Raw genomic sequence first — 18,596 nt, 5'->3', positions numbered from 1 at the left:
ATCTATTTCTTTAAATTTTCCTGGAATTTTTCAACTGCACCTTCTAAGAAAACGATCTCACCTGCATTGATTAAGTCGTAAGAAGAAATTTCATTAAATTTCATCACCTTAGTCTTAGGCAAGTTTCTTGAAGATAGATATACATTTTTATTTGTATCAGAAAGAACGAATAAAGATTTTTTGTCAGTTAATGCTAATGCATTCAATACTGCAATAAAATCTTTTGTTTTTGGAGCAGCAATGCTCAATCCTTCCACAATTCTAATACTGTTGTCTCTCATTTTTTGAGATAAAACAGATTTTTTAGCTAATCTCTTAAGAGCTTTGTTCAATTTGAATCTGTAGTCTCTTGGTTTTGGGCCAAAAATTCTACCTCCACCTCTGAAAACTGGAGATTTGATATCACCATATCTTGCAGAACCTGAACCTTTTTGCTTTTTCAACTTTTTAGTTGACCCAGCGATTTCGCTTCTTTCTTTTGATTTATGAGTTCCTTGTCTTTGTGCTGCAAGGTACTGTTTTACTTCTAAGTAAACCGCGTGCTTATTTGGCTCAATTCCGAATACAGATTCGTCTAGAGTTACTTTCTTTCCGGTTTCCTTTCCTAATGCATTTAATACTACTAATTCCATTTTCTGATAATTACATAAGAATTTTTAGCTCCCGGAACAGCACCTTTTACTACTAAAAGATTTTGTTCTAAATCTACTTTTAACACTTGAAGGTTTTGTACAGTTACCTGCTTACCTCCCATTCTACCTGCCATTCTCATTCCTTTGAATACTCTTGAAGGATCTGATCCCGCACCAATAGAACCTGGAGCTCTAAGTCTGTTGTGCTGACCATGAGTAGCTTGCATTACACCTCCAAATCCGTGTCTTTTAACAACACCTTGGAAACCTTTACCTTTTGAAGTTCCTGTTACGTCTACATATTCACCTTCAGCAAATAAGTTTACTTTTACTTCATCTCCTACACTAACAGTATCAACGAATTCTCTGTAGAATTCTACTAATTTAGCTTTTGGAGTAGAACCAGCCTTTTTGAAATGACCAGCTAACGCTTTACCAACGTTCTTCTCACTCTTGTCATCGAAACCTAACTGAACAGATTTGTATCCGTCGTTTTCAATGGTTCTGACCTGTAAAACCGAGCATGGACCAGCTTGAATAACTGTACAAGGAATGTTTTTTCCTTCTTCGTTAAACAAAGATGTCATACCGATTTTTTTACCAATAATACCTGACATTATTTATATAATATGTTATAAAATTTCCTGAATTACACTTTCATTTTCAAGTTTCAAAGCAATATCTAAGTTTCAATTAGGCATACTCTTCCCCTAAAATGAGTGTGCAAATGTAAGAATAATTTTCAAAATGACAAATTTTTCTTACAAAATATTTTGATTTTTAAACGTTTAGGTCTTTTTTAATATTTAAATTGACTAATTCGTAAATAATATAATTAAATAAGGATCTCATCTTCATTTTCTCTTTTTCCCTTCCCATAATTTTATTCTAATAAAAAACTTTCTCTCATCTCCTAAAATTCTACTTCAAGGAAATGAGTGAATATTATGGTTTATTAAAAATCACTAAAATTAGGTAATTTTTTATAAAAAAGGTGAGAATTACTATTCAAAACTATTTAATACCCTTCAAACAATTGTATTTTTGTTAATATCTTTTAGATGTAAAAAAAATACATGCAGTGCACTTTATGATTAGACTTTTTTCCATTTTTACTACTCTGTTATTGTTCATATCATGTGATCAAAAAAAATCACATTCCTATACTTTCTATTATTGGAAAGCCAAACTATCATTGAGTACCCAGGAGAAAAATGAAATAGAGAAAACCTCTACACCTCTACTCTACACACGCTATTTTGATATAGACAAGATAGACAACAAATTTCAACCACTTGGGGTTATTACCCATAATGAAACTTTTAGTTTAAAAAATAAGATTGCACCTACCGTCTTTATTACTAATAGATCATTCATCAATATTACAGACCACGAAATTACATTTTTGGCGAATCAGACTCATCAACTTATTATAAAAAAGAGTAAAGATTACAAACTCAATACCAACGAAGAGATACAGATTGATTGCGATTGGACCGCAGGAACTAGGGATGATTATTTTAAATTTTTAAACGAACTCAAAACAATATCTGGAAAAAATATAACCTCAACTCTAAGGTTACATCAGGTAAAAGATAAAGATATAATGGGAATACCGCCTGTTTCTGCAGTATTTTTGATGTGCTACTCCACTTCTTCACCTTTAGAATATTCTACTAAAAATTCAATTTTAGATGTAACAACGCTCAAAAATTATTTGTCAAAACTGGAAGAGTATCCCATTAAAGAGATTCATGTAGCGCTACCTATTTATTCTTGGGGCATTGTAACCAATCATCTTGGTAAGCACAAATTGATAAATGGTTTATCTAAAAAAGATCTTCAGAACCCTAATTTTAGATTGATCTCTGAAAACGAAATTGAGATAACAAAAGAAGGTTATTATTTTGGAAATTTGCTTAATAGAGGATTCAAAATAAAAGTGGAAGAAATATCAAATGAGCAAATAAATGAGGTTGTGAAGTTTTTGGACGGTAAAATAAATGACTTTCCTATTATCTATTACCAACTTGATGAGCCCTTTTTGAAAGGAAGAAATTTTAATTTATACTAAATCTAACATTACTTTAAAATAAAAACATGAAAAAATATATAATATCATTGGCATTTGCCACCATGTTTTACACCCAATCTAATGCTTGCGCATGGGGCGATCCAGACTCAGATTATTTTAATCTTTTTACCCAAAGTATAATTAAAGACAAATCTTACTTGCCATTCTTGCACACTTATACTTCAAGATTTTACCAAGATTACAAAACCTCACATATTGCAGATGAAAATATTGAAGCATGGCAAAAGTATTTTAATAATCAGCTAAATTATGCCGAAACCTCTGCATTGGTGAATACTATAAGCATGGCAGAACTTAATCTTTTAAAAAGTGGAGCGCCAAATAATCCACTGCTAAAAAAGTTGGGAAATGGATTTTACCAAAAGTATTTTGAGGGTATCGATTATTTAATACAAGCTAAATATTTGGAACCTTATATGAGAATAAATTTTGTAGAAAGTGCAGATACGTTTTATTACAGAGAAAATGAGGTTTCAAAAAATGCAACCCAACTCGATTATAATAAAACAATTTCGGCACTTACATCACTTTATAATGCCGCCAAAAATCCGGAAATAAAACAACGTTATGGCTATCAGTTGGTGCGTTTCAACCACTATACCAGAAATTATGAGGCTTCCATAAGTGCATTTAAAAATTATGTACAACCTATTTCCAATAGAGGCGCTGTCTACTATTTGGCCTTGGATCAATTGGGCGGCGCGCAGCGTGGTTTGAATTTGGGTACTGAAGCTAATTGGAACTTCTTTCAGGTGTTTAAAAATAGCAAAAGTCGAAAAGAATCAGCATTTGTTTCTATGACATTGTCGGATTCTGCTTCATTTAATAATATTTTAAAAAGAGCTAATACCAACGAGGAGAAAAATATGGCGTACTTCCTTTTGGGTTACGAGGATTTCACCAATCCCATACCTACCATGGAAAAGATGTTTGATATAGATCCTCAATCTGAAATACTAAAGGTTTTAGCCGCTCGAAGCATCAATGAAATCGAAAGATCTTATCTTCCTTCTTACTATTACAAAGATGATAATGAAGTATCCAAAAACGCGTCTTCTCCTAGCGATAACAAAGTTTCAACAGAAGTAGCAACACCTGTAAAAATAGGGTTTTGGGAGAGAATAGTTTTGTTTTTCAAGAAATTATTTAGTTCGAAATCCAACCATTCATCGAATGAGCAGAAAAATGAGGTCAGTGATGAGGAAATACTTAACAATCCTAATAGAATTCCTTTTTACAACAATAATAAATCCTATTTCTACACTGAAGATAATAAACAGAAAGACTACCTAAACGAGCTTGAAGAATTCACAGAGAAAACCAAAGAAAAATCCAGCGATGAGTTTTGGCAGATTGCAGATGCTTATCTTAAATTTTTAAAGAAAGAATATAAAGAAAGTGCTGAAGTGTTGGATAATATTAAAACCAACAATCCAGAATATTTGGAGGAAATAACCCGAATGAAAGCTTTGAATGATATTGTTTCTCAACCCAAAATAACTGCCGAATATGAAGATGCATTGATGAATAAATATGCTGAATATTTTTTAGAGGAAAAAATGCCTACCGACAGCACAAAAACAGACTACGAAATCTATTATGGTCCGAAACCTTCTACAGCATCTTTCTTAAAAGATGTGCTTGCAAACAGATATTTCTTGCAAGGTGAAGAAGGAAAATCTTATCTGATGAGCAACAAACTTTCGGATCTGCAATACAACCCCAACTCTAGTTTGGTGAAAAAGATTGAGGAATTTTATAAAAAACCCAATAAGACAAAATTTGAGCAACAAATAATTGCCAAAAACATGGATAATGTGGGAAATATAGAGGCATTCTTTAATCTTATTTACGGCGATCGCGCAATGCGTTTAGCGGATTTTGATCAGGCTAAAAGCTATTATCAAAAAGCAATTAACTTTTCTGGATTGCCAAGAGATGACTACGAAAAATACAATGAGAAAACGAAAACTTATGATAAGGTAGTCTATACAGGGCAAAACTACGATGGATATCACAATATCTCAAACTTGGTTTTCGGATATAACGTATGGGAAAGCTTTGAAAGCAACGAGCAGGTAAGCATGAAAGCTGGTGATTATAGTGCATTTCCTTTTATTAGACCTCTCATGAATAAACTAGAATTGGCAGATGCTATCTTACAACTAAAGAAAATAGGTAACGGAAAAGACGATATGGCTGCTAATGCCAATCAGCTGATTGGTAATCTACTATACAATACTTCTATTCTGGGCTTTTATAGACATATTTTTGTGATGGATATTGATAATAGCAATGGTGGTAAATATTATTTCAATACGTCTGCCACACAATCACCATTCAAATATTACTATAAAAACTTTACTAGCAATAGTTTTATAGAACCTGACAATTTCGATAAATCCATGGGCTATTATCAAAAAGCGTTTAACCTTGCAACCAATAAAGAACAGAAAGCAAGAATATTGTTCCAAATGGCGAGTGCCGAACAGGGGAAATACTATCAGTACGAAGCTAACAACGAATTTAAGGTAGACTATAGCGATCCCGATTATACTAAAAAATCTGATGAGTTTGGAAAGCAAATGGCACAGACCAAAAACCAAAAGTACAGAACGTATTTTGCATTGCTAAAATCTCAATATTCTGATACTGAAACTTCTAGAAACCTCATGGGAAGTTGTACTTACTATGGGTATTTTATGAGGTAAGATTTTAGTTTTATTTAAAAATTAATGCCTTCCCATGATCAGGAAGGCTTTTTTGTTTTTTTACATTTAAGGGCTTGCTATTTTTCAGATTTCTTCTTCAGCCATTCTTCATGCCTTCTTCTAAAGAATTCGTGCTTATAGTTTTGATTAATCTTTGCCGCATCTATAGAATGCGACATATGGATATCAGCATCTTTTTCGGCAAGAGCAGCAAGATGTTCGTAATACGTATGCAGCTGATCTAGTTCCTTTTCTGTGAGATCCTCTATATCAACAATCCTATTGCTCGCTTTTTCATTTGCGGCAAGCAACTCGTTCAGCTTTATTTGGATCGCTTTAGAATCTTTGTTTTGTGCCTTCTGAATAAGGAAAACCATAAGGAAGGTGATAATGGTAGTACCTGTATTTATCACCAATTGCCATGTTTCAGAATAATTGAATAAAGGGCCGGTAAATGCCCATATACTAACGATAAGACTCGCCCCTATAAAAGCGCTAGAACTTCCCGTGAATTTGGTTGCCCAATTGGAAAACTTCTCGAAAGGACTATTATTTTTTGGCATGCTATATATTTTAATAGAAATTGCAAATACCCAGCCGAAGTGGAAAATAATAATTGATTTGCGTGATTCCTTAGTTAAATAAAATGCTACTCTAAATATAAACGTAATGGAATTAATCTATATTTATTAATCATATTTCTAATCATGAAAAACCGGAATTATGCATGGGCTACGTTAAATATTTTGCATAATAATAGTTTTACTAAAATTAAGTTTTAGCTTTTATTGACATTATAACTAAAAATTAATATCATATAATTAATATGTTAAATTTATAGATATCTACTCATTAAGAATGTATTATAGTTATCTTTGCATCCAATTATAAACATAAATACTTTAAATATGAAAAAAAATCTGCTTACGATTAGCTTTCTATCTATATCATTATTTTACAATGCTCAAGTAGGTGTTAATACGGAGAGTCCAAACGCTACTTTAGACGTTAAAGAAAAAAGAGCAGGTACCACAAGTGATGCAATTGCGTCTGATGGTATCTTGATCCCTAAGCTTACAAAACTTGAACTTGCGGCAAAAGCCGTGTCAGCTTATACCGCTGCACAGAACGGAGCTATTATATTCGTTACAGATATTTCTGGAACACCTACGGGTGCAAGCATAGTAAAAGTAGCAAATATAGATTCTAGCGGATTCTATTATTATGACGCTACTGTTTCTCTTTGGAAGAAGATGGATACGAATACTAATACAAATCTATATAATACAGATGGTAATCTTACAAACCCAAGAGTGGTAACACAAGGTACTAATACATTAGCATTTACCGGTACTGCAACTAATGCTTTTTCAGTAGATGGAACTACTCTATCCGTAGATGCAGCCAACAATAGAGTGGGCATCGGTACCGCTACTCCATCACAACCATTGGATGTTAACGCAAACAGCAATCCATTACAGATTACTAATCTTGCTTTTTTACCTTCTAATACAACTTCTAATAGTATTGTTATAGATAGTAGTGGTAAAGTATACAAAAATACAACACAAAATGTTGAAGGACAGATAATGAGATATCCATTGACAGGAGGTGCAGTACTAAATAATGTTGAAAGTCCTATTAGATTAACAGCTACACAAAGTTTGGCACCTAATAATGCTGAAAATTTAATTAATACAATAATTGGTGGATCAATAACTTCTAATGTATCAGCTCCTTCTGGAGGTACGGGATCAGGGACAACTGCAAGAACAACTGAGCAAATTACTCTACCGGCTGGTATTTATAAAATTGAAGTAAGATTAATTGGATTTTTCGCTACTGCAAACTCTTTAAATCATATGTGGGTTAAAGCAATTGTTAACAATAAAGAATATTCAATTCAGCCATTCTCTAGTAATACAAGTGGTAATCAGTATTTAGGAACTGGATTTGTATTTTCTGATTATATAAATTTACCATCTCAATCAACTTTAGATTTTACAATATTAGTTGATAGAAATGATTTTACTATCGTTTCAAGTCAATCTCCTGGATCTGGAACATCATACAGAAGTTTAGTTTTAGTGCAACGTTTAAAGTAAAAACAGAAAATCCCAACAAAAATTGTTGGGATTTTATATTTAAATTGTATCGAAATTAGAAATTAGACACAATAATTAAATGTATGATACTTCATTGCAAAAGATAATATAATTATCTTTGCATCCAATTATAAACATAAATACTTTAAATATGAAAAAAAATCTGCTTACGATTAGCTTTCTATCTATATCATTATTTTACAATGCTCAAGTAGGTGTTAATACGGAGAGTCCAAACGCTACTTTAGATGTTAAAGAAAAAAGAGCAGGTACCACAAGTGATGCAATTGCGTCTGATGGTATCTTGATCCCTAGGCTTACAAAACTTGAACTTGCAGCAAAAGCAGCGTCTGCTTATACTGTTTCCCAGAATGGAGCTATTGTGTATGTTACAGATTTCTCAGGAACTCCAACGGGTACCAGTGCATCTCAGGTAACTAATATTAATGCAGTGGGGTTCTATTATTTCGATGCTACAGCTTCACCAATGGTATGGAGAAAGCTCGATACCGACACCAATACAAACCTTTATAATACAGATGGTACTCTTAATAGCGCGAGAGTGGTAACACAAAATATAAACTCACTTTCTTTTGTAAATTCTAGTGCGACACCTGCAGGTAATAAAGTGGGAATTGGAACAATTTCTCCAAATTCAACCCTTACTGTAGAAGGATCTTTAGAAACAGCCTACAAAGAAATTACGAATTCAACTACATTATCAGCTAGTGACTATTACGTAACATATAACGGAACGTCTAATGCCACTATTACGATGCCTCCAGTAGGAACTTCATCAACTACAGCTTTTACAGGAAGAACATATAAAATTAAAAATATTTCCAATAATGCCATCACTATAACTGGAGATGCTGGAAATACTTTTAGAAATTCGGGAACAGCATTGCCTAACTTTACATTGACACCTGGACAGTATGTAGAAGTGGTAAATAATGGAAATATTGCAGGTGCTACTTGGGATGTATCCTCTATTAATGTAGCTGCACCTCCTGCAAGTACATGGCAATTTGATAATATCTATGATTATACTGCTACAACGTTTCAAGATATTACTGTTAATGGTACGGACTTGGCGGGCTTTAGCCAAACTATCACAATACCTGCTAATAAAGAAGCTAAAATTGTACTATCTTACAGTATACCTTTAGGTACGTCTAACAATAAGTACAATTTTAAGGCTGGTAATAATAATCCTACACCTACAACAGTTGCTCAGGTACAACAAAATTTAATTAATTCAAATTTAGATACTGATGGAGGGTACTATGGAATAACTCTTATGAAAGGTAACACAGAATTCGCAGCAGGTTCTAGAAAATCAACTGTTATTCCAAGAAATAATTCTGCATTATATTCTATGGTAACTATTGGAGCTTCCGTAGCTGACAATATCCCATCATCTACAACTGCCCAAACGATTACGTATAACTTAAAAGCATATACAGAAAATGTACCGGGTACTACCAGGTTTTTAATGTACGATTCAGGAAACAATCCAAATTTTAACTGGGGTAGAGGATACTGGTCAATCATGGTCTATCTCAAATAATGATTGAATTATAATTTTCACAAATCCCATCAAAATTGTTGGGATTTTTTTATTTTATGTGAAAAACATTTGTAATTTAGGAAAACCAAATTTTAAAAAATATTTATTATGCCTATTACAAATCTCAACAACAGCAAGCACCTTTCTACAGCCAAACTTGCAGATGCCGAAAACGCACTTACCACTTTGGAGGATGCTCTTTCTGAAATAAAGTACAATCTTACCCCAGAGGAAAGACAAAAGTACGGAAGCATCAACGAGCAGAATAAATTGGTGGTAGCCAAAGTGAACGATTTCTATACCAACCAGCCTCAGCTGGGAGCTCCCGAAGTAGACTGGGATGAATTTGCGAAAGACTTTGCAAGTAGAAAAATGCTCGACAATCTTATTAACCGATTGGATGCCATTAACCAAAATCTCAAAAATGCTAAGATATTGCACGATTTTGACAACTATCAGGCAGCACTTACAGATTACTCCTACTCTACCTATAAAGCAGGATCGGCAAGTGCGGGATTTGAAACAAAATACTCAGAACTAAAACAGTTTTTCAGCAATAGAAGCAATATGAATTCTCAAGAATAACACTACATATTCAAAACTTAATAAGGCATGGAACTCTAACGTTTCATGCTTTTTTTTGGTTTAAATTTTCCCTTCTCTTTTTATTATTAAATTTAATTTTATCAATAGATATCCGCTATGTTCTCAACGTATATTACCACGTCCCGAACGTATATTTCCACGTTCGGAACCATGCATACGACGTTCCATACTATGCACTCTACGTTCCACAGTATGCGTGCATGGTACAACAACCATGTGTACCACCTCCCGAACGTACCCATTGCCGTACCGAACCATGTGTTCCTCGTCTCGAACCATGCGTTTGGCGTATAGCAACCATGCGCACTACCTCTAGAACCAGGCACGCATACAAAACAACCAAGCACGCATACTAAAGAACCTAGTCGGCATACCTCATAACCATGCGCGCATACTAAACAACGTAGTGAGCATACTCACAAACCGTGTTTGCATCCTAAAAAACCAAGCGAGCATGGTAAAAAACATGGTTTTTATACTATTGAGGTTATTACAGGTGGAGAAATATTCAATACCATTTTGTTATTTAAATCACTGTAAAATATTGAACTACTATGGAGTTCTTTTTTGTATCATCCATTTCTGCTACACAGATGATATTATTCCTTCGGAGTATTTTCAATTACGGAAAATTTAAAAATAAAATGGTATAATAATTTATTAATATGTAATATTTTATTCATCCGCAAAAGTATAAAAAGCTTTAGCTTAAAAATAAGTAGATCAAAGTAAAATAAATATTTAAAGGATTAGTCGATAAATTATGAATTCGTCTGTATAATTAAAACTACATTATTTCTTGATGGGTACTTGGATAGCCGTGATAGTAGCGGCATCCTTTTTTTTTGCAATGGCATTGGGAGGAAAAAAAAGATATAGCGAATAGCGCGAAAAAGCTCCAAAAAAAAAAAATCCCTAATCTTGCGAGGAAGGATTTTCAGTTGTATCGAATTACTTTATTGGATATTGGATGGCTTTATCTATTTCTATCGGATTGTTATTTTTCCTTATTCTTTCTCGGCTTTCATCTGCCATACCTTTTAGCTGATCTATGCTTTTTATCTGAACTCCAGACACATAAAATGTGTTGTCTGGATTGGTATTGGCTTTAAAGGATTCTGCTATATTTCGCAGAGGATCATTATAGAGCTCCAATTGTTTTTTATGGATTATTTTTTCGGACACTGGAATTGGGTTTTTCCCCATACTGCTATTAAGAAATGGTGTTTCATAGGTTTTAGGCAGTTGTCTACTTTTTATCAGTTTAAAAATGAAATTATTTTTATCATCTCCAATCTCAAAGATAAGCCCTGGAAGACCTCGAAACTTATAAGGACCTTCGGATATAGCAACTTCTTTCGAAAACTAAGCGATCCAGCTCCTACCCCCAAAATGAGCAGTGGCTTTTTGCAGTGTATAAGCTCCTTCTACTTTTGTATCATGATGTAATTTCCAATCCATCTTATCAGTAGTTTTCACCGAAAAAAAATCATTCAGTAATATAAGTGATGTATTATCATAAGATTCTCTTTTTCTAATGAGTGATGGTAAATGATCTTCCCATATTGAATTTCTTTGTCCTCTTGTTATATTCAGAGAATCTGTTTCAGCATAAGAGTAAGGATAAAATTTCACTTCTGATGGGTTGATATCCAAAATCATATTATCTATTAGATACCCTTTAGATAATGAATCTAGCTTATATTGAAATTCATAAATAAATCGGTGCGTTTGTGCCGAAAAGAGTATAGGAAATAATAGCAAAATTAGTTTCTTCATATTTTAATTTTAATAAAGATAAAGATAATTTTAGATTTAAATTTTTAAAACAAAAAAAATCCCCAATCTTGCGAAAGGGGATTGTGTTTTTATGTATTTTTTGAGAGTGATTGAATCCTAATAGGTACTTTCTAAATGAGTATTGTTGTTCTTTTGTTCTTCTTGTAATTGTTTAATTCTTTGCTCGCTTACACTTTCAGATATTACACTATTCTTAATTCTGGCAATCAAACCCTCTCTGTATTCATCTTTTGCTTTCAAGAATTTATCTTTTGTAGTAGTAATAAGTTTACGTTTTCTAAATGATGGGATTGATAATGAAACTTCATTTTGATTTTTAGCATATCGTACCAATGAAAAATTAAAATACTGCTCGTCGTCATAAATTTCAACAATAAGACCTGGAAGTCCACGAAACTTGTAGGGACCATCACTGATCGGAATTTCCGAAGTAAACCAAGCGATAAAATTTTTTCCGAATGCCTTTACAGTAGCTTTTTGGCAAGTAAAACCAGCAATGTTTTTCTTTTCTTGGTGTAATTCCCAATTCAATATTGCGTCATCATTATAAATAAAATTATGAGTTCCAATTTTATCAATTACTTGTAAAGAACTTTTGGTGTCATTAAGATTTTTGGAAATATAGTATTTAAATTTTGCTTTTGGTAATCCTTTAAAACTTATAGACGAACTATTGTTTGCGGTATAATTTTTCCAAATAATTGCTTCTAAAGAATCCGCTTTCATATTCTCAATTTGAGTAAACAATAAGCTATCATTCTTTTTTATTAACACAAAATCAAATTCAAGTTTAGAATTTTTATTTAACGAATCCGTCTGCTGAGTAAGTTTATAATAAAACTTTGAGCAAGAACTACATTCTTGCCCAAATAATATCATTGAAAAACTTAATAAAAAAAATGAAAATATATTTTTAATCCCCATAACCACAAAAAGCTTCATTTAATAGTTGTCTCATCTCATCCAAAACTTCCCAATCTAATGTTCCTTCAGAATTTGATTCACCGCATGCTAAACCAGCTTCACCACAATCTGACTCTACAAAAGAGCAAAGTCGTTTAATTGCTGCTTTTTGAGAATTCTCGCTTTTACATTCATTATCAATCCTATCTCTTTCTACTAAAGAAATATCTTTAGCGCTTACAATACCTGCAACTCCTATCATTGCTACTGATAATAATTTTTTCATAAACGATAAATTTTTAATTTGGTTAACATTAAAGTTAAAATTATTTTGAAACATACCAAAATTACATTCATAAATGTTAGTAAGTTTATTTTATGTTAAATAAAATTTAATCGATATGATAAAATAAACGTTTATGAATTGACAATATTAAAAAGTAAACATTTTCTTTATAAAAAATAAAAATGCAAAATGTTAATAAATCTTAAATTTTTACAACAAAAAAATCCCCAATCTTGCGAAAGGGGATTTATATAATGATAATAGTTTACACTATCACACTTTAATTTCAACATCAACACCTGAAGGTAACTCTAATTTCATTAGAGCATCCACAGTTTTAGAAGAAGAAGAATAGATGTCCATTAGTCTCTTGTGAGCTGATAATTGGAATTGTTCTCTTGCTTTTTTGTTAACGTGTGGAGACTTCAATACAGTGAAGATTCTCTTGTTAGTTGGCAATGGTATTGGTCCGTTTACAACAGCACCAGTAGCCTTTACCGTTTTTACGATTTTCTCAGCAGACTTGTCTACCAAGTTGTAGTCGTAAGATTTTAGTTTTATTCTGATTCTTTGTGACATTTCTTGAATTTAAAAAAATTAACCTTTTGCTTTAGCAATAATATCTTCAGCAACGTTTTGAGGAGTAGCTTGGTACTTCTCTAATTCCATAGAAGAAGTAGCTCTTCCTGATGAAAGTGTTCTTAGAGTAGTTACATAACCAAACATTTCAGAAAGTGGAACTGAACCCTTGATAACAACAGCACCGTTCTTTTCTTCCTGACCACTGATAGTCCCTCTTCTTTTGTTAAGGTCACCAATGATGTTACCCATATATTCTTCTGGAGTTACAACCTCCAATTTCATAATAGGCTCCATAATTACTGGTTTAGCAGCACGTCCCGCTTCTTTAAATCCTAATTTAGCAGCCATTTCGAAAGAAAGGGCATCAGAATCCACTGCGTGGAAAGATCCATCTTTAAGAGTAACTTTAATACCTTCAACTTCGAAACCAGCCAATGGACCGTTTTTCATTGCAGCTTTAAAGCCTTTTTCAATTGCAGGAACAAATTCTCTAGGAACGTTACCACCTTTGATCTCGTTAACGAATTCTAAACCGATTTTACCTTCTTCAGCTGGTCCTAGTTCAAATACGATATCCGCAAATTTACCTTTACCACCAGATTGTTTTTTGTAAACTTCTCTGTGCTGAGCAACTCTTGTAAGATTTTCTTTGTATTCTACTTGAGGCTGACCTTGGTTCACTTCAACTTTGAATTCTCTTCTCATACGATCTACAATGATATCCAAGTGAAGCTCACCCATACCAGAGATAATCGTTTGTCCTGAAGCCTCATCAGTTCTCACTGTGAAAGTAGGATCTTCTTCAGCTAATTTAGCCAAAGCGTTACCCATCTTATCTTGGTCAGCTTTTGTTTTAGGCTCTACAGCGATACCAATTACTGGATCTGGGAAAACCATCGATTCTAATACGATTGGGTTTTTCTCATCACACATTGTATCACCAGTTTTGATAGATTTGAAACCTACAGCAGCACCAATATCACCAGCTTCAATATATTCTACTGGGTTTTGCTTGTTTGCGTGCATTTGGTAGATTCTAGAGATTCTTTCTTTATCACCAGAACGAGTGTTCAAGATATAAGAACCTGCATCTAATCTTCCAGAGTATGCTCTGAAGAATGCCAATCTTCCTACGAAAGGATCAGTAGCAATCTTAAATGCTAAAGCCGCGAAAGGCTCGTTTACGTCTGGTTTTCTGAATATTTCAGCATCTGTTCTTGGATCAGTACCTTTGATATCATCTTTATCTAATGGAGATGGTAAGTACTTACATACTGCATCTAGCATAAACTGTACTCCTTTATTCTTGAATGAAGAACCACAAGTCATTGGGATAATAGATAAATCGATAGTAGCTTTTCTAAGAGCGATGTTAATTTCTTCTTCTGAAATTGAATCTGGATCTTCGAAGAATTTCTCCATCAAAGTATCATCATAATCAGCAACAGCTTCTACTAACTTCTCTCTATATTCAAGAACTTCTTCTTTCATATCCTCAGGAATTGGAACTACCTCGAAAGTAGCACCTTGACCCGCTTCGTCCCAGATAATAGCTCTGTTCTTAATCAAGTCTACAACTCCTTTAAAATCTTCTTCAGCACCGATTGGTAAAACGATTGGAACTGCATTAGATCCTAACATAGACTTAACTTGGTTTACCACGTTAAGGAAGTCAGCACCTTGTCTGTCCATTTTGTTTACGAATCCCATTCTTGCAACTTTATAGTTGTCAGCAAGTCTCCAGTTTGTTTCAGACTGAGGCTCTACTCCATCTACTGCAGAGAATAAGAATACCAATCCATCTAATACTCTCAAAGATCTGTTAACCTCTACTGTAAAGTCAACGTGTCCTGGTGTATCGATGATGTTGAAGTGATAAGCTTTAGTATCAGCTAAAGGCTTACCTTGATCTGTAGGGAAATTCCAAGAACAAGTAGTTGCAGCAGAAGTAATTGTAATACCTCTTTCTGCTTCTTGCTCCATCCAGTCCATTGTAGAAGCACCATCATGTACTTCACCAATTTTGTGGTTTACTCCTGTATAGAATAATATTCTTTCTGTAGTGGTAGTTTTACCTGCATCGATGTGTGCAGCAATACCAATATTTCTAGTAAATTTAAGATCTCTACTCATTTCTAATTAGAATTTAAAGTGAGAGAAAGCTTTGTTAGCTTCTGCCATTTTGTGAGTATCAGATTTTTTCTTGTATGCAGCTCCTTCTTCTCTAGCAGCAGCAACAACCTCGTTAGCTAATTTCAAAGCCATTGATTTATCATTTCTCTTTTTAGAGTAAAGAATTAACCATTTCATTGCCATAGAAATTTTTCTATCCGCTCTGATTGGCATAGGAATTTGGAAGTTAGCTCCACCTACTCTTCTAGAACGTACTTCTACGTGAGGCATAACGTTAGTTAATGCATCTTTCCAGATTTCTAGAGCAGTCTTTTCAGTTTCTCCTTTTTTAGTTTCTACGATATCTAATGCATCATAGAAAATTTTAAATGCGATAGATTTTTTACCATCTAGCATTAAGTTATTTACAAATCTAGTTACCAATTGATCATTAAACTTCGGATCTGGTAACAACGGTCTTTTTTTTGCTTTCGTCTTTCTCATTGTTTCTGTACCTTATTTAATGATTATTTTTTCTTTCCTTTAGCTGGCGCTGCTGCTTGACCTGGTTTTGGTCTCTTAGCTCCATACTTAGATCTTCTTTGTGTTCTTCCACTAACACCAGCGGTGTCTAATGCACCTCTTACGATGTGATAACGTACTCCCGGTAGGTCTTTCACCCTTCCGCCTCTTACCAATACTATCGAGTGCTCTTGAAGATTATGTCCTTCGCCCGGGATGTAGGCGTTGACTTCTTTACCGTTAGAAAGTCTTACTCTCGCTACTTTTCTAAGTGCTGAGTTAGGTTTCTTTGGTGTGGTAGTATATACTCTCGTACATACACCTCGTCTTTGTGGACAAGAATCAAGGGCAGCCGATTTGCTCTTCTTGGCAAGTGAGACTCTTCCTTTTCTTACTAATTGTTGAATAGTAGGCATTTAATTGCTTTTTATTTTAGTCTGCAAAAGTAGTAATAATTTTTTAATTTGCAATATGTTAGCTATAAATATTCAGAATTATTTATTTTAAAACTAAAAATAGTTCGTTGATTATCATATGTATATATCGTATTCATTTTAAACATCTTCTGCAATACTTTACAATCCAATAATGTGTGAAATACTATATTTAATAGAGGTTATATGTAAATAAAATCTATTTAAACAACCGTTAAGATAACTTTTATCAATCGGAATTGAGGTAACAAAGCTGAAATAAATTCCTACTTTAGCGTATCAAAAATAAACTTATGAAAAATTCAAATATTATTGGTCTTCAAGAAGATGACTGCAAGAAAATCGCCGAAAAACTAAATACACTTTTAGCTAACTATTCTGTTTTTTATCAAAATACAAGAGGTTCTCATTGGAATATCAAGGGAGATCAGTTTTTCACTCTTCACCCAAAATTTGAAGAACTTTATAATAATTTAGTTTTAAAAATTGATGAGATCGCTGAGAGAATTTTAACATTAGGAGGAGTTCCAGCGCACAATTATAGTGACTATCTGAAAACGTCTACCATCAAAGAATCTACAGATGTAAGTAATGCCACCAAAGATGTAGAAAATATTTTAGCCTCTTTTAAAATTGTAATAGATCTGCAAAGAGAATTATTAGATATTACAGACAAAGCTGGTGACGAAGGTACAAACTCTCAGATGAGTGGATACATTGCTGAGCAAGAAAAAGAAGTTTGGATGTACAATTCTTATCTTGGAAAATAATTCTATTCAAAATTAAAAGCAGAGGACCATTAAAATTATTTAGTGGTTCTTTTTTTTGGTTAAATCTGAAGCGTACACTACTCTACTTTTATCCTTTACTGTATCCTCCACCATCCATTCAATCTTAGGATTTTTTGCCATCAATATATTACCATCAATATATCCGTCTTGCTGATTGACGTGTTTGTATTCTATCTCCTTGTTAACAAGGGGTATTTTATATTTTACAACCTTTCCTTCGTTCACAAGATCATCATAGAAATATTCTTTATCCTTAAAATGTGAAAGAGAATTTTCCACCTCGCTTTTTCTTTTTAGATAATCTGAAGGAATTTTTAGTACATATAAAGAATTAAACAAAAGAGAAATTACGGCTAGACAAAAAATGATTTTTTCAAATTTCAAATTTTTATAATACAAAATAATTACAGAGATGAAATAGAAAAAGGAACTTTCGGCTAGCATTCTCATATTGAGTTCTTCTATGCCTTGATAAAATTGCGTTACAAAAAGAAAGCCCGTGTAAACCAGGCCACATAATATTAGGAGAAGATGAAAATATCCTTTATTATTTTTAAAATAATCTCTCCAAACTTTATAAAAGAGATATATAAAGGATATGTTTATGACCCCTAAAAATAATTCTATAACGACAATCAAGGTAGAACTCCCATTCAATTTGATACCAAGAATCGGATTAAATGAATTGAATACACTTGCTATATTTCTTATTATGTTTTCCCAAACAAGAGTTGGAGGGGCATTTCTATATCTCTCGCCCATAAAATCTCCAAAGCTGAAATAATTAAACATACAATAAGCAACGATACCTAAACCTGAAACTAATAAAAATTTAAAGAAATCGTGCTTCCAAAAATTGATTTCATTTCTTTGTTTATAATAGAAAATTAGATAAAATAATCCCATTGCTACTCCTATATATATTGAAGAATATCTCACTACAAATGAAAATATAAGACAACAAGCAGCAGGTATTATAAAACTTGACCCTTTTATTTTACCGCTAAAAAAACCGTTTAGATAATAGATGAGTAGATAAAAAACTGCCAACCATAATCCTTCTGAAATAGCGTTGAAAAAACTGAAAAAGAAAATCTTTGTCGTTAGAAGAATTACGGTCTCTTTAAAGTAAAACTTTCTCCAATAAGCAAATAGTGCAATTGAGGTATAAAGCAAACAATTCAGGATTCTACTAGACCAAAAAAAGTCATTAGTGAAAAGATGAAAAACCTTTAGTAATAATGGATATCCCAGTGGGAATAAGCTCCATTTCGCATGCGGTAAATCATTTGCCAATCTAAAATAAGAGATAGAATCTGCAGTAATACCACCCGCCGGAATCCACAAAGGAACCATTACTATACTTAGGATAGAACAAAATAATAATAGAAAATAAGCTTTGATATTCATTCTTCAAAATTAAATGCACAAATTGCAAAAATAGCAG

The 18,596-nt window shown here is 33.1% G+C and carries 17 protein-coding genes and 1 pseudogene; 6 read left to right on the top strand and 12 right to left on the bottom strand.

Annotated elements, in window-relative coordinates; all coding sequences use genetic code 11:
• Positions 1-2 precede the first annotated feature (2 nt).
• Both rplD and rplC read right to left on the bottom strand, forming a co-directional pair.
• Positions 3-632, bottom strand: a complete 630-nt coding sequence (gene rplD / locus ACKI42_RS06045; protein ID WP_407403472.1) for a 50S ribosomal protein L4 — start codon at positions 630-632, stop codon at positions 3-5.
• Positions 623-1,249, bottom strand: coding sequence for a 50S ribosomal protein L3 (gene rplC, locus ACKI42_RS06040; protein ID WP_407403470.1), 627 nt, complete (start codon positions 1,247-1,249; stop codon positions 623-625). The genes rplD and rplC overlap by 10 nt, the downstream gene beginning before the upstream one ends.
• A gap of 578 nt (positions 1,250-1,827) precedes the next feature.
• Here rplC and ACKI42_RS06035 point away from each other — a divergent pair.
• Positions 1,828-2,706, top strand: a complete 879-nt coding sequence (locus ACKI42_RS06035; protein WP_407403468.1) for a hypothetical protein — start codon at positions 1,828-1,830, stop codon at positions 2,704-2,706.
• Between the two features lie 26 nt (positions 2,707-2,732).
• The gene (locus ACKI42_RS06030) at positions 2,733-5,438 is read left to right on the top strand and encodes a hypothetical protein (RefSeq protein ID WP_407403466.1); all 2,706 of its coding nucleotides are present in this window, start codon (positions 2,733-2,735) and stop codon (positions 5,436-5,438) included.
• A 77-nt stretch (positions 5,439-5,515) separates the two neighbouring features.
• Here ACKI42_RS06030 and ACKI42_RS06025 read toward each other — a convergent pair whose 3' ends face one another.
• Positions 5,516-6,001 (bottom strand): low affinity iron permease family protein, encoded by a 486-nt coding sequence (locus ACKI42_RS06025; protein ID WP_407403464.1) that lies wholly within the window; start codon positions 5,999-6,001, stop codon positions 5,516-5,518.
• A gap of 345 nt (positions 6,002-6,346) precedes the next feature.
• Between ACKI42_RS06025 and ACKI42_RS06020 the strand changes: the two genes are divergently transcribed.
• The 3 genes from ACKI42_RS06020 to ACKI42_RS06010 all read left to right on the top strand — a co-directional run bounded on the left by ACKI42_RS06020 (position 6,347) and on the right by ACKI42_RS06010 (position 9,698).
• Entirely contained in the window at positions 6,347-7,543 is a 1,197-nt protein-coding gene (locus ACKI42_RS06020; RefSeq protein WP_407403462.1) for a hypothetical protein, read from the top strand.
• Between the two features lie 151 nt (positions 7,544-7,694).
• Positions 7,695-9,113 (top strand): hypothetical protein, encoded by a 1,419-nt coding sequence (locus tag ACKI42_RS06015; RefSeq protein WP_407403460.1) that lies wholly within the window; start codon positions 7,695-7,697, stop codon positions 9,111-9,113.
• 108 nt (positions 9,114-9,221) lie between these two features.
• Positions 9,222-9,698, top strand: coding sequence for a hypothetical protein (locus ACKI42_RS06010; RefSeq protein WP_407403458.1), 477 nt, complete (start codon positions 9,222-9,224; stop codon positions 9,696-9,698).
• Positions 9,699-9,821: 123 nt separating this feature from the next.
• Here ACKI42_RS06010 and ACKI42_RS06005 read toward each other — a convergent pair whose 3' ends face one another.
• From ACKI42_RS06005 to rpsL, 8 genes and pseudogenes are all read right to left on the bottom strand, one after another.
• Positions 9,822-9,977, bottom strand: a complete 156-nt coding sequence (locus ACKI42_RS06005; RefSeq protein ID WP_407403456.1) for a hypothetical protein — start codon at positions 9,975-9,977, stop codon at positions 9,822-9,824.
• A gap of 693 nt (positions 9,978-10,670) precedes the next feature.
• Positions 10,671-11,498: pseudogene (locus ACKI42_RS06000) on the bottom strand (GLPGLI family protein).
• 117 nt (positions 11,499-11,615) lie between these two features.
• Positions 11,616-12,443, bottom strand: a complete 828-nt coding sequence (locus ACKI42_RS05995; RefSeq protein ID WP_407403767.1) for a GLPGLI family protein — start codon at positions 12,441-12,443, stop codon at positions 11,616-11,618.
• Positions 12,433-12,708: a hypothetical protein gene (locus ACKI42_RS05990; protein ID WP_407403454.1), complete on the bottom strand. Its 276-nt coding sequence runs from the start codon at positions 12,706-12,708 to the stop codon at positions 12,433-12,435. The genes ACKI42_RS05995 and ACKI42_RS05990 overlap by 11 nt, the downstream gene beginning before the upstream one ends.
• Before the next feature lie 273 nt (positions 12,709-12,981).
• Positions 12,982-13,287, bottom strand: a complete 306-nt coding sequence (rpsJ, locus tag ACKI42_RS05985) for a 30S ribosomal protein S10 (protein ID WP_034756512.1) — start codon at positions 13,285-13,287, stop codon at positions 12,982-12,984.
• A gap of 18 nt (positions 13,288-13,305) precedes the next feature.
• Positions 13,306-15,423, bottom strand: coding sequence for an elongation factor G (gene fusA, locus ACKI42_RS05980; protein ID WP_407403451.1), 2,118 nt, complete (start codon positions 15,421-15,423; stop codon positions 13,306-13,308).
• A gap of 6 nt (positions 15,424-15,429) precedes the next feature.
• Positions 15,430-15,906, bottom strand: a complete 477-nt coding sequence (rpsG, locus tag ACKI42_RS05975; protein ID WP_407403449.1) for a 30S ribosomal protein S7 — start codon at positions 15,904-15,906, stop codon at positions 15,430-15,432.
• Positions 15,907-15,929: 23 nt separating this feature from the next.
• Positions 15,930-16,340, bottom strand: a complete 411-nt coding sequence (rpsL, locus tag ACKI42_RS05970; protein WP_407403447.1) for a 30S ribosomal protein S12 — start codon at positions 16,338-16,340, stop codon at positions 15,930-15,932.
• A gap of 311 nt (positions 16,341-16,651) precedes the next feature.
• On the opposite strand from rpsL, the gene ACKI42_RS05965 reads away from it, so the two are divergent.
• Positions 16,652-17,128, top strand: a complete 477-nt coding sequence (locus ACKI42_RS05965; RefSeq protein WP_407403445.1) for a Dps family protein — start codon at positions 16,652-16,654, stop codon at positions 17,126-17,128.
• 39 nt (positions 17,129-17,167) lie between these two features.
• On the opposite strand, the gene ACKI42_RS05960 is transcribed toward ACKI42_RS05965, so the two are convergent.
• A complete protein-coding gene (locus ACKI42_RS05960; RefSeq protein ID WP_407403443.1) occupies positions 17,168-18,559 on the bottom strand; it encodes a hypothetical protein in 1,392 nt (463 codons plus the stop codon).
• Positions 18,560-18,596 lie beyond the last annotated feature (37 nt).

This window comes from Chryseobacterium sp. (assembly GCF_045629545.1).
Lineage (GTDB): Bacteria > Bacteroidota > Bacteroidia > Flavobacteriales > Weeksellaceae > Chryseobacterium.
The sequence above is the reverse complement of the archived record's forward strand: the minus strand, read 5'-3'. Positions and strand labels throughout refer to the sequence as shown.